Origin of the sequence: Streptomyces sp. NPDC060028, assembly GCF_042736725.1 — a bacterium.
Taxonomy (GTDB): Bacteria; Actinomycetota; Actinomycetes; order Streptomycetales; family Streptomycetaceae; genus Streptomyces.
This window is the reverse complement of record NZ_JBHWVJ010000034.1, coordinates 2,906-15,738: the sequence shown is the minus strand read 5'-3', so window position 1 is coordinate 15,738 and position 12,833 is coordinate 2,906. Positions and strand designations below refer to the sequence as shown.

Here is a 12,833-nt window from a genome sequence, read left to right as displayed (position 1 = left end):
CCGGTCGCATCCGTCGCCGAAGGTCCCGAAACGGCCGGGCCGAAAGTCCTCGGGGTCCTCGTCCGTAGACTGGGTTCCGTGAGTGAGCAGCAGCCCGACAGCCACGAAGGCCCCTTCGGCGAATCCGACGCGTCCGACGAGTTCGACCAGATCGTGGCGGCAGAGTCCGACCGCGACCCCGACCTGGCGGTGATCGAGGCGGGCAGCCGCACCCTGCGCGCCCAGGCCGGTCCGCCCCAGGGCGACCCGGTACCGGCGCCGCCGGTCGATTCCGAGGCGGCCAAGGCGCTGCAGGAGGTGGAGCAGGAGCTGGCCACCCGCTGGGGCGAGACCAAGCTGGAGCCGTCGGTGTCGCGGATCGCGGCGCTGATGGACGTACTGGGCGAGCCGCAGCGCGCGTACCCCTCCATCCACGTCACCGGCACCAACGGCAAGACCAGCACGGCCCGCATGATCGAGGCCCTGCTGAACGCCTTCGAGCTGCGCACGGGCCGCTACACCAGCCCGCACGTGCAGTCGATCACCGAGCGGATCAGCCTGGACGGGGCGCCGATCACGGCCGAGCGGTTCGTGGAGACGTACCACGACATCAAGCCGTACGTGGAGATGGTCGACGCGGCCGAGGAGTACCGGCTGTCCTTCTTCGAGGTGCTCACCGGCATGGCGTACGCGGCCTTCGCGGATGCCCCGGTGGACGCCGCCGTGGTCGAGGTCGGCATGGGCGGCAGCTGGGACGCCACCAACGTGATCGACGGCTCGGTCGCGGTGGTCACCCCGATCAGCCTGGACCACACCGACCGGCTCGGCTCCACGCCGGGCGAGATCGCCCAGGAGAAGGGCGGGGTCATCAAGCAGGGCGCCACCGTGATCCTGGCGCAGCAGCCGGTGGACGCGGCGCAGGTGCTGCTGAAGAAGGCCGTCGATGTCGACGCGACGGTGGCCCGCGCGGGCATGGAGTTCGGCGTCGTGACCCGCGAGGTCGCGGTCGGCGGCCAGCAGCTGACGCTGCGCGGGCTGGGCGGCGAGTACGACGGGATCTTCCTGCCGCTGTACGGCGCCCACATGGCGCACAACGCGGCGGTGGCACTGGCCGCGGTCGAGGCCTTCTTCGGGATCGGCGCGGACCACGCGCGGGTGCTGGACGCCGACACGGTGCGCAAGGCCTTCGCCTCGGTGACCTCGCCGGGCCGGATGGAGGTCGTGCGGCGCAGCCCGACGGTGGTCCTGGACGCGGCGCACAACCCGGCGGGCGCGGCGGCCACGGCCGAGGCGGTCACCGAGTCCTTCGGCTTCAGCCGGCTGATCGGTGTCGTCGGCGCGAGCGAGGGCAAGGACGTGCGCGGGGTCCTCGAGGCCTTCGAGCCGATCTTCGCGGAGGTGGTGGTGACGGAGAACTCCAGCCACCGGGCGATGACGGCCGACGAGCTGGCAGCCGTCGCGGTGGAGGTCTTCGGGCCGGACCGGGTGCAGGTGGAGCCGCGGCTGGACGACGCCATCGAGGCGGCGATCACCCTGGCGGAGGAAGAGGCGGAGTACGGCGGGGCCGGTGTGCTGGTGACCGGGTCCGTGATCACGGTGGGCGAGGCCCGCCTGCTGCTGAGGAGGGGCTGAGGATGCGCACGCTGTGTGCGAGCACGCTGATCGGTGAGTTCTTCGTGATCGGGTTCGCGGGACTCGTGGCGATGAAGAACCCGGATCTGACGCAGGCGACGGTGTGGACGGTCTGCGGGATCGCCATGCTGCTGTCGGTGCTGCTGTGCGGGATGCTGTCGCGGCCCGGGGCCGTGCAGATCGGCTGGGCGCTCCAGATCGGGCTGATCCTGAGCGGACTGGTCGTACCGATGATGTTCTTCCTCGGCGCGGTGTTCGCGGGGCTGTGGTGGTGCTCGGTGCACTACGGCCGCAAGATCGACTCGATCAAGGCCCGCTGGGCGGCCGTGCAGAGTGAGGCGTCGGCCTGAGCTCGCTTCGTGGGCCGACTGGGTGTTTGACGGGCACCTGGTCGGCGCTTGCCCTCCCGGCCTCGGCTGGGATGACCCGGGCTTGCCCTTGTGCTCGCCGTAATGAGCCTCCTGCTCCCCGCCCTGCTGGGATCCGGGGTCTGGGCGCCGGCCTCACCTCGCCCTGTAGCCTCGGGTAACCGCACCCGTTTGCCGCAAGGAGTTACAACATGACCCAGCGCACGCTCGTCCTGCTCAAGCCGGACGCGGTCAGGCGTGGCCTGGTGGGCGAGATCGTCGGCCGCATCGAGCGCAAGGCAGGCTGGAGCATTCCGGCCCTGGAGCTGCGCACGCTCGACCGGAGCATCCTGGAGCAGCACTACGCCGAGCACGTCGGGCGCCCGTTCTACGAGCCCCTCATGGGCTTCATGTCCAGCGGTCCCGTCGTCGCCCTGGTCGTCGAAGGGGAACGCGTGATCGAGGGTGTCCGCCAGTTGGCCGGACCCACCGACCCGATCGCGGCGGCGCCCGGTTCGATCCGCGGCGACTTCGGCACCGTCACCCGGGAGAACCTGATCCACGCCTCGGATTCCGAGGAGTCCGCAGAGCGTGAGCTGAAGCTGTTCTTCCCGGCGCTGTGATCACTCTTTTCTGACGCAACATCAGCCGAATAGCGCTCATGACCTGGGGCGACCGAAGTAATTTCGGTCGCCCTTCGGTATTGAGGGGCAATAGCGGGAACGCATGTGCAGGACCCGACGTCACCACTAAGGGGACGGGTATCCGTTCCGGCGGGATTGCCGGAGTCCCGTCGCGCGGTGTCCGTACTTGCGGCACTACGATGGGGCCTCCACCCACACACCCACCTCGCCGACCTGACAGCAGCCGCTATCAACTGGAAGGCCAGACGCTCCTCATGGGGAACAAGGGGAACAACATGTCGTTCATCGGCCGTGACATGGCGATCGACCTCGGGACCGCCAACACGCTGGTGTACGTGAGGGGCCGGGGAATCGTCCTGAACGAGCCGTCCGTGGTCGCCATCAACACGAACACCGGTGGCATCCTGGCGGTCGGCTCCGAGGCGAAGAAGATGATCGGCCGGACGCCCGGCAACATCGTCGCCGTACGGCCCCTCAAGGACGGCGTGATCGCCGACTTCGAGATCACCGAGCGGATGCTCCGGTACTTCATCCTCAAGATCCACAAGCGCCGCTACCTGGCCCGTCCGCGTGTCGTGGTCTGCGTGCCCTCCGGCATCACGGGAGTGGAGCGCCGAGCCGTCATCGAGGCGTCCACGCAGGCCGGCGCCCGCCAGGTGCACATCATCGAGGAGCCCATGGCCGCCGCCATCGGCGCGGGCCTGCCCGTCCACGAGGCCACCGGCAACATGGTCGTGGACATCGGCGGCGGCACCACCGAGGTCGCCGTCATCTCCCTCGGCGGAATCGTCACGGCCCAGTCCATCCGGGTGGCCGGTGACGAGCTGGACAACGCGATCATCCAGCACATCAAGAAGGAGTACTCGCTCCTCCTCGGCGAGCGCACCGCCGAGCAGATCAAGATCACCATCGGTTCGGCCTACGACCTCGACAAGGACGAGCACACCGAGATCCGCGGCCGTGACCTGGTGTCCGGGCTGCCGAAGACCGTCGTCATCTCGGCGGCCGAGGTGCGCAAGGCCATCGAGGAGCCCGTCAACGCCATCGTCGACGCGGTCAAGACCACCCTGGACAAGTGCCCGCCGGAGCTCTCCGGCGACATCATGGACCGCGGCATCGTCCTGACCGGCGGCGGCGCCCTGCTGCGCGGCCTCGACGAGCGGCTGCGTCGCGAGACGGGCATGCCCATCCACATCGCCGAGGACCCGCTCGACTCCGTCGCGCTCGGCTCCGGCAAGTGCGTCGAGGAGTTCGAGGCGCTCCAGCAGGTCCTGGACGCCCAGCCCCGGCGTTGAGACGGCCCCCTCGCTGCCGGGGGGTCATGCGGAACACAATGATCCGCCGTACGGGTGCTACCGGGCCCGTGCGGCGGATCGTTGATATACAGGCAAGAACATTTCGACGAGGAAGGCACGGCCGCCGCACGTGAGGGACACACGAGAGAGCCGGCTGCTCCTGGTGCTTCTGATCGCCATCGCGTTCGCATTGATCACGGTGGACATCAGGGCGGGCGAGGAGTCACCGGTCGACGGTGCCCGACAGGCCGCGGCAGCGGTCTTCGGCCCGGTCGAGAAGGGCGTGTCGACCGCGGTCGACCCCGTCGCCAATGCCATAGGGGCGGTACGGGACTCCGGCGAGCGGCACAACCGCATCGCCACGCTGGAGCGCCAGAACGCGGTCCTGAAGGCCAAGCTGGGCAGCGACGACCAGACCCGCAGCCGGATCCACGAGCTGGACGAGATGCTCAAGCGGGCGGGCGCCGGGCAGTACGGCATCAAGGGCGCCGAGGTCATCGCCATAGGAGCGGCCCAGGGCTTCTCCTGGACGGTCACCATCGACGCCGGCAGCAAGGACGGCATCGAGCGCGACATGACCGTCCTCAACGGGGACGGCCTCGTCGGCCGGGTCTCCACCGTCGGCCCCGACACCGCGACCGTGGTGCTCGCCAACGACCCGGACTTCACCGTCGGCACCCGCCTGGAGAAGACCGGCGAACTCGGCTTCGCCACCGGCCAGGGCGACCGCGCCATGTCCGTCCAGATGCTCAACGGCAAGGCCAAGATCAACCCCGGAGACCGGCTCGTCACCTTCGGCTCGCGCGGCAACAAGCCCTTCGTGCCCGGCGTCCCGATCGGCGAGGTGGTCAAGGTCGACCCCTCGCGCGGAGACCTGACCCGCACCGTCTGGGTGAAGCCGGCCGTCTCCTTCTCGCGCCTCGACATCGTCGGCGTCGTCGTGATGCCGCCGCGCGAGGACCCGCGCGACGCGGTCCTGCCCCCCAAGCCGGAGGCGCCCAAGCCCATTCCGACGGTCACCGTCACGGTCACCCCGTCCGCGTCCGCGTCCGTGCCCGGCAAGCCGGCCGACGAGTAGGAGCCGACCGTCATGCGCTTCAACCGGATCCTGCTCGCGGGCACGCTCGTCGTGGTCGCCCTCGTCGTCCAGGTCACCGTCCTGGGCCGGCTCCAACTGCCCGGGGCCGTGCCCGACCTGGTCCTCCTCACCGTCGTCGCCCTCGCACTCGTGTACGGGCACGTCAGCGGCGCCCTCATCGGCTTCGCCGCCGGACTCCTCGCCGACCTGGCCCCGCCCGCCGATCACGCCGCCGGACGGTACGCGCTCGTCCTGTGCGTCATCGGCTACGCCGCGGGGCTGATCCGCCCCGACAGCGGACGGTTCCGTTCCGCCTGGGGTCCGATGCTCACCGTCGTGGGCGCCGCCTTCGCCTCCACGCTGCTCTACGCCGGGGTCGGCGCGCTCGTCGGCGACACCGCCGCCCGCCATGTGGGGCTGACCGGACTGCTGTTCACGGCCGTCCTGTACGACCTGCTGCTCGCCCCCTTCACGGTGCCGTTCATCATGGCGCTCGCCCGGCGCGCCGAGAACGACCCCATGGCCGTCGAGGCCAACGGCGGCCCGCCGACGGGCAAGGACATCGCCTCCGGCTGGCTGACCGGCGGCACCGGCCTACGGATCGGCAGCCAGCGCGGCGGCCTGCGCATGAAGACCGCGCGCAGCCGCGCCAACCGGGCCGTCCGGATAAAGGGAGTCAAGGGTGTCAAGGGCGTGAAGAGCATCAAGAAACTCTGAGAGGGAGCGGACGTGACCAACGTTCCGGAGACCGGCCGCACCTCCCGGGTGCAGATCAGGCTCATCATGATCCAGGTGCTCGTCTTCTCGATGCTCGTCACCCTCGGCGGCCGGCTCTGGTACCTCCAGATCCGCAACGGCGACGAGTACTACCACGAGGCGAAGAGCAACCACGTCCAGCGGGTCGTCCAGCCCGCCGTGCGCGGCTCGGTCCTCGACGCCCGCGGGGTCCCGCTCGCCGACAACGAGACCCGTCTGGTCGTATCGGCCAGCCGCACGGCGCTGATGAAGATGAAGGACAGGGGCAAGGCCGTCATGACCCGCCTCGCCGACGTCCTGGACATGACCCCCAAGGAGGTCATGGAGAAGGTCCGGCTCTGCGACTCCCAGACCCCCGCGCCCTGCTGGAACGGCTCCCCGTACCAGCCGATTCCGGTCACCCTCGAAGCCACCACGCAGCAGGCGCTGCAGCTGCGCGAACGCCCCGAGGAGTTCCCCGGCATCACCGCGGAGCCCACTGCCGTCCGGCGCTACCCGGCCCCCGGCGGAGCCCGCACCGCGCAGGTGCTCGGCTACCTCTCGCCGGTCACCGACGACGAGATCCAAAAGGCGAAGGACACCGACTCGCCGCATCTGCGCTCAGATCAGGTCGGCCGCTCCGGAATCGAACGCACCTATGACAGGGAGCTGCGCGGCAAGGCGGAAGTCACCTCGTACGAGGTCGACAATCTCGGCCGGGTCATGGGCCAGACCAAGTCCGACCCGGGCGTGGCCGGGTCCACCCTCGTCACCAGCATCGACGCCCGGGTCCAGGCCGTCGCCGAGTACGAGCTCCAGCAGGCGATGAAGGTCGTCCGTCAGGAGACCGACAACATCACCAACCGCAAGTACGAGGCCGACTCGGGCGCCGTCGTCGTCATGGAGGCCAAGACCGGCCGCGTCGTCGCGATGGCCTCCCAGCCCGACTACGACCCCAACGCCTGGGTCGGCGGCATTTCGGGCAAGGACTACGCCAACCTCACCAGCAAGAATTCCAACTACCCGCTGCTCAACCGGGCCATCCAGGGCCAGGCCCCCGCAGGCTCCATCTTCAAGGTGGTCTCGGCGAGCGCGGCCGTGCGGGCTGGCTACGGCTTCGACGACAAGTACAACTGCAGCTCTTCCTACAACATGGGCGGCCGGAGCTTCGCGAACTTCGAGTCCAAGGGACACGGCCCGATCACCCTCGGAGAGGCCCTCAAGTTCTCCTGCAACACCGTCTTCTACGCCCTCGGCCACAAGGAGTGGCAGCGCGACGGCGGCCTCAAGCCCAAGAAGGACGCCCACGACTGGTTCTACCGGACCGCCCACGACTTCGGACTCGGCGCAGAGACCCACATCGACCTGCCGAACGAGGTCACCGGACGCATCCCCGACCGCCGGTGGAAGCAGAGCTTTTGGAAGGCCAACAAGGACGCCTGGTGCAAGCAGGGCAAGAAGGGCGGCACCTACGTCGAGCAGATCGCCTACGAGAGCTGCCTCGAAGGCAATCAGCTGAAGGCCTACGACAGCATCAACTTCGCCATCGGCCAGGGAGACGTCCTCGTCACCCCCATCCAGATGGCCACCGTGTACTCCGCCATCAGCAACGGGGGCACCCTCTACAACCCCACGGTCGGCAAGGCCCTGGTCAGCCCTGACGGCAAGAGCGTCGAGATGATCAAGCCCCAGGCCCACGGCAAACTGCCGGTCGATGCCAAGACCATCGGCGACCTCGACAAGGGCCTGCGCTCGGTCGCCGAGCCGGGAGGCACCGCCGCCTGGCGGTTCATCGGCTGGCCGATGGACAAGATCCCGATGCACGCGAAGACGGGCACCGCCCAGGTCTACGGCAAGCAGACCACGTCCTGGCTGGCGACCTACACCAAGGACTTCACGATCGTCATGACGATCTCCCAAGGCGGCACCGGCTCCGGAGCCTGCGGGCCGGCCGTCCGCAACCTCTACAACGCCATCTACGGTCTGACCATGGACGGGAAGCAGGACCCGAAGAAAGGCCTGCTGCTGGAGCCGGAGGCGAAACTGCCCAAGATCTACCCCGACGGCTCCATCGACTCGCCCGAGATCCGGCCGTACGTGCCGCCGTCCCCGGAGGATCTGGCGCCGCCCGCGCTCGCCGGCCCGCCCGCGTTCGTCGCCCCGCCTGCGCTCGTCGGCCCGCCCGCGCTCGCCGGCCCGCCCGCCCAGCGCCCCGCGCAGCACGACTGAGGACCGAACCGACATGCAGACCGCCAACAAGTTCTCCGTCTCCCGGTACGCGCCCGAGCGCGGGACGATGGCCAAGCTCACCGCCCGCGACTCGGTGATCCGCCGGCTCGACTGGCCGATACTCCTGTCCGCGCTCGCGCTGTCGTTCATCGGCGCCCTGCTGGTGTGGTCGGCGACCCGCAACCGGACCCAGCTGAACCAGGGGGACCCGTACTACTTCCTGGCCCGGCACGCCCTGAACGCCGGCATCGGCCTCGTGCTGATGATCGGCACCATCTGGCTGGGGCACCGCACCCTGCGCGGCGCGGTGCCGGTCCTGTACGGGCTGTCGCTGCTGCTCATCCTCGCCGTGCTCACCCCGCTCGGCGCCACCATCAACGGCGCGCACGCCTGGATCGTGATCGGCGGCGGCTTCTCGCTCCAGCCCTCCGAGTTCGTGAAGATCACGATCATCCTGGGCATGGCGATGCTGCTGGCCGCCCGGGTGGACGCGGGCGACCTCACCCACCCGGACCACCGCACGGTCGTCAAGGCGCTGTGCCTGGCCGCCGCCCCCATGGGCATCGTGATGCTGATGCCCGACCTCGGCTCCGTCATGGTCATGGTCGTCATCGTGCTCGGCGTCCTGCTGGCCTCCGGCGCCTCCAACCGCTGGGTGCTGGGCCTGCTCGCCTCGGGCACGGCCGGAGCCGTCCTGATCTGGCAGCTCGGCGTCCTCGACGAGTACCAGATCAACCGCTTCGCGGCCTTCGCCAACCCCGAGCTCGACCCCGCGGGCGTCGGCTACAACACCAACCAGGCGCGCATCGCGATCGGTTCCGGCGGACTGAGCGGCTCCGGACTCTTCAAGGGCTCCCAGACCACCGGCCAGTTCGTGCCGGAGCAGCAGACCGACTTCGTCTTCACGGTCGCGGGGGAGGAGCTCGGCTTCATCGGGGCCGGGCTGATCCTGGTGCTGCTGGGCATCGTGCTCTGGCGGGCCTGCATGATCGCCCGCGAGACGACCGAGCTGTACGGGACGATCGTCTGCGCCGGGATCATCGCCTGGTTCTCCTTCCAGGCCTTCGAGAACATCGGAATGACCCTCGGGATCATGCCGGTGGCCGGGCTCCCGCTGCCCTTCGTCTCGTACGGAGGCTCGTCGATGTTCGCGGTGTGGGTGGCCATCGGGCTGTTGCAGTCGATCAAGGTGCAACGGCCATTGTCGGCCTGATGCTCCGTTCACCCTGCCGCCGTGCTCCGTTCAGGACTAAATTCGGTCCATGGCGGACACGAAGCGCGAGATCGAGCGGAAATTCGAGTTCTCCCAGGCGAAGTCGGCCCGGCGGGGAGTGCCGGACCTGACCGGCACGGCCGCGATCGCGGCCGTCCGCGACCAGGGAACCATCGACCTCGACGCCGTCTACTACGACACCCCCGACCAGCGGCTCGCGGCGGACGGTCTCACCCTGCGGCGCAGAACCGGCGGGGCCGACGCCGGCTGGCACCTGAAACTGCCCGTCTCCCCGGGCGTGCGGGACGAGATCGGGGCCGCGCTCAGCGACACCGTCCCGCGCCCGCTGGCCGCCCTGCTCCGCTCCCGGGTGCGGGGCGCCGCCCTGGAGCCCCAGGTCAGGCTCCTCTCCTCGCGCAGGGTCAGCCACCTCCTCGACGCCGACGGAGCCCTGCTCGCGGAACTGAGCACCGACGCGGTCCGGGCCGAGCGGGGCGAGGCCACCGCCGCCTGGACCGAGGTCGAGGTGGAACTCGCCGACGGGGTCGACCCCGGACTGCTCGACGCCGTCGAGAAGACCTTCCGCAAGGCCGGGCTCAAAGTCTCCGCCGCCCCCTCGAAGCTCGCCCGGGCACTGGCCGAGACCGGCACCGCCCCGCCGATCCGGCCCGCGGACGACGGCTCCGACGGCACGGCGGGCGCGTACGTCCTGGCGTACCTGCGCGAACAGCGCGACGTCCTGATCGCCCAGGATCCCGCCGTACGGCGGGACCTGCCGGACTCCGTGCACCAGATGAGGGTCGCCAGCCGCCGCCTGCGCAGCGCCCTCAAGACGTACCGCAAGGTGCTGGACCGGACCGTCACCGACCCGCTCGGCGAGGAACTGCGCTGGCTCGCCGCCGAACTCGGCGTCGACCGCGACCAGGAGGTCCTGCTGGAGCGGCTCCAGACCCGCCTCGACGAACTGCCGCGCACCCTGCTGCTCGGCCCGGTCCGCGGCCGGCTGCGCACGTGGAACGCCACCCGCCGCTCCGGATCGCGCCGCCGGGTCCTGGCCGCGCTCGACAGCGCGCGCCACCTCGCCCTGCTGGACTCCGTCGACGCCCTGCTGGACGAGCCCCCGCTGCGCAAGGCCGCCCGCGGACGGGCGGAGCGCGTCCTGCCCCGGGCCGTCCTGCGCGACTACGAGCGCCTCGCCGGCCGCGTCGCCGCCGCGCTCGCCCTCGCCGAGGGCCACGAGCGCGACCTGGCCCTGCACGAGGCCCGCAAGGCGGCCAAACGGGCCCGGTACGCGGCGGAGGCGGCCACGCCCGCACTCGGCAAACCGGCGAAACACCTGGCCAAGGCCATGAAAAAGGTCCAGTCCCTGCTCGGAGACCACCAGGACGGCGTGGTCGCCCGCGACGCCCTGCTCGGCCTCGCCGTCCAGGCGGCGGGCGCCGGGGAGTCCGCCTTCACCTGGGGCGTGCTCTACGCCCACGAGGAGGCCCTGGCCGCGCGGCGGGAACGGGAGCTTCCGGACATCTGGGCGAAGGCCTCCGAGCCGGGACTCAGGGCCGCCCTGGGATGATCATGTGGGTGGGGGCGCCTGAGCCTGGGGGTACGCTTGAGAGCTGCCCCCTGCCCGCTTCATGAAAGTCGCGTGATGACCGAGTCGGTCTTCCCTCAGCTTGAGGCCTTGCTTCCGCACGTGCAGAAGCCCATCCAGTACGTCGGCGGTGAACTCAACTCCACGGTGAAGCCGTGGGAGAGCTGCGACGTCCGCTGGGCGCTGATGTACCCGGACGCGTACGAAGTCGGGCTGCCCAACCAGGGCGTCATGATCCTGTACGAGGTGCTCAACGAGCGCGAGGGCGTGCTCGCGGAGCGCACCTACAGCGTGTGGCCCGACCTCGAAGAGCTGATGCGCGAGCACAAGGTGCCGCAGTTCACCGTCGACAGCCACCGCCCGGTCTCGGCCTTCGACGTGTTCGGCCTGTCCTTCTCCACGGAGCTGGGCTACACCAACATGCTCACGGCGCTGGACCTCGCGGGCATCCCGCTGGAGGCCCGCAACCGTACGGTCGACCACCCCATCGTCCTCGCGGGCGGCCACGCGGCCTTCAACCCCGAGCCGATCGCGGAGTTCATCGACTGCGCGGTCATCGGCGACGGCGAGCAGGCCGTCCTCGACATGACCGAGATCATCCGCACCTGGAAGGCCGAGGGGCGGCCGGGCGGGCGCGAGGAAGTCCTGCTGCGCCTCGCCAAGACCGGCAACATCTACGTGCCGGGCTTCTACGACGTCGAGTACCTGCGCGACGGCCGCATCGGCCGTGTCGTGCCGAACCGCTCCGGCGTGCCGTGGCGCGTCTCCAAGCACACCGTCATGGACCTCGACGAGTGGCCCTACCCCAAGCAGCCCCTGGTCCCGCTCGCCGAGACCGTCCACGAGCGCATGTCCGTGGAGATCTTCCGCGGCTGCACCCGCGGCTGCCGTTTCTGCCAGGCCGGCATGATCACGCGCCCCGTGCGGGAGCGAAGCATCACCGGCATCGGCGAGATGGTGGAGCGCGGCCTGAAGGCGACCGGCTTCGAGGAGGTCGGCCTCCTCTCGCTGTCCTCCGCGGACCACACCGAGATCGCCGAGATCGCCAAGGGCCTCGCGGACCGCTACACCGACGACAAGGTGGGCCTGTCCCTCCCGTCGACCCGCGTGGACGCCTTCAACGTCGACCTGGCCAACGAGCTGACCCGCAACGGGCGCCGGTCGGGCCTGACCTTCGCCCCCGAGGGCGGCTCCGAGCGCATGCGCAAGGTCATCAACAAGATGGTCTCGGAAGAGGACCTCATCCGGACCGTCTCCACCGCGTACGGCAACGGCTGGCGCCAGGTGAAGCTGTACTTCATGGTCGGCCTGCCGACCGAGACCGACGAGGACGTGCTCCAGATCGCCGACATGGCGGTCAACGTCATCGCCAAGGGCCGCGAGGTCTCCGGCCAGAACGACATCCGCTGCACCGTGTCGATCGGCGGGTTCGTGCCGAAGCCGCACACCCCCTTCCAGTGGGCGCCGCAGCTGTCGGCGCAGGAGACGGACGCGCGCCTCGGCAAGCTCCGCGACAAGCTCCGCGGGGACAAGAAGTACGGCCGCTCCATCGGCTTCCGCTACCACGACGGCAAGCCGGGCATCGTCGAGGGCCTGCTCTCGCGCGGCGACCGCCGCGTCGGCGACGTCATCCGCGCCGTGTACGAGTCCGGCGGCCGTTTCGACGGCTGGCGCGAGCACTTCAGCTACGACCGCTGGATGGAGGCGGCCGAGAAGACGCTGCCCGCCCACGGCGTGGACGTGGCCTGGTACACCACGCGCGAGCGCACCTACGAAGAGGTCCTGCCCTGGGACCACCTGGACTCAGGTCTCGACAAGGACTGGCTCTGGGAGGACTGGCAGGACGCCCTCGACGAGACCGAGGTCGACGACTGCCGCTGGACCCCGTGCTTCGACTGCGGCGTCTGCCCGCAGATGGACACCAGCATCCAGATCGGCCCGACGGGCAAGAAGCTGCTGCCGCTGACGGTCGTCAAGTAACACCTGGGTATCGAGGGGCCCCCCCCCCCACCCCCGGGGGCCCCCCCCCCGGGGGAAAGGCCAGGTAAACTGGAGTTATAAAAAAAAAAAACCCCCCAAACCACCCCCAAAAA

At 69.9% G+C, this 12,833-nt stretch carries 10 protein-coding genes; all 10 read left to right on the top strand.

All coding sequences use genetic code 11. The annotated features are described in order from the left end of the window. Positions 1-78: 78 nt before the first annotated feature. Positions 79-1,611: a bifunctional folylpolyglutamate synthase/dihydrofolate synthase gene (locus tag ACFWBF_RS18755; protein WP_385602692.1), complete on the top strand. Its 1,533-nt coding sequence runs from the start codon at positions 79-81 to the stop codon at positions 1,609-1,611. A 2-nt stretch (positions 1,612-1,613) separates the two neighbouring features. Beyond that, the gene (locus ACFWBF_RS18750; RefSeq protein WP_385602690.1) at positions 1,614-1,961 is read left to right on the top strand and encodes a DUF4233 domain-containing protein; all 348 of its coding nucleotides are present in this window, start codon (positions 1,614-1,616) and stop codon (positions 1,959-1,961) included. Positions 1,962-2,170: 209 nt separating this feature from the next. Then, the gene (ndk, locus tag ACFWBF_RS18745; RefSeq protein WP_385602687.1) at positions 2,171-2,581 is read left to right on the top strand and encodes a nucleoside-diphosphate kinase; all 411 of its coding nucleotides are present in this window, start codon (positions 2,171-2,173) and stop codon (positions 2,579-2,581) included. Positions 2,582-2,877: 296 nt separating this feature from the next. Beyond that, the gene (locus ACFWBF_RS18740; protein WP_069923827.1) at positions 2,878-3,897 is read left to right on the top strand and encodes a rod shape-determining protein; all 1,020 of its coding nucleotides are present in this window, start codon (positions 2,878-2,880) and stop codon (positions 3,895-3,897) included. A gap of 130 nt (positions 3,898-4,027) precedes the next feature. Next, on the top strand, positions 4,028-4,975 hold the full coding sequence (mreC, locus tag ACFWBF_RS18735) for a rod shape-determining protein MreC (protein ID WP_385602684.1): 948 nt from the start codon (positions 4,028-4,030) through the stop codon (positions 4,973-4,975). A 12-nt stretch (positions 4,976-4,987) separates the two neighbouring features. Continuing rightward, entirely contained in the window at positions 4,988-5,692 is a 705-nt protein-coding gene (gene mreD / locus ACFWBF_RS18730) for a rod shape-determining protein MreD (protein WP_385602682.1), read from the top strand. Between the two features lie 12 nt (positions 5,693-5,704). Then, positions 5,705-7,939: a penicillin-binding protein 2 gene (gene mrdA / locus ACFWBF_RS18725; protein ID WP_385602679.1), complete on the top strand. Its 2,235-nt coding sequence runs from the start codon at positions 5,705-5,707 to the stop codon at positions 7,937-7,939. A 13-nt stretch (positions 7,940-7,952) separates the two neighbouring features. After that, positions 7,953-9,152: a rod shape-determining protein RodA gene (gene rodA, locus ACFWBF_RS18720; protein WP_385602676.1), complete on the top strand. Its 1,200-nt coding sequence runs from the start codon at positions 7,953-7,955 to the stop codon at positions 9,150-9,152. Between the two features lie 49 nt (positions 9,153-9,201). Beyond that, on the top strand, positions 9,202-10,722 hold the full coding sequence (locus ACFWBF_RS18715; RefSeq protein WP_385602673.1) for a CHAD domain-containing protein: 1,521 nt from the start codon (positions 9,202-9,204) through the stop codon (positions 10,720-10,722). A gap of 75 nt (positions 10,723-10,797) precedes the next feature. Then, the gene (locus ACFWBF_RS18710) at positions 10,798-12,720 is read left to right on the top strand and encodes a TIGR03960 family B12-binding radical SAM protein (RefSeq protein ID WP_385602670.1); all 1,923 of its coding nucleotides are present in this window, start codon (positions 10,798-10,800) and stop codon (positions 12,718-12,720) included. The last annotated feature ends 113 nt before the right edge of the window (positions 12,721-12,833 follow it).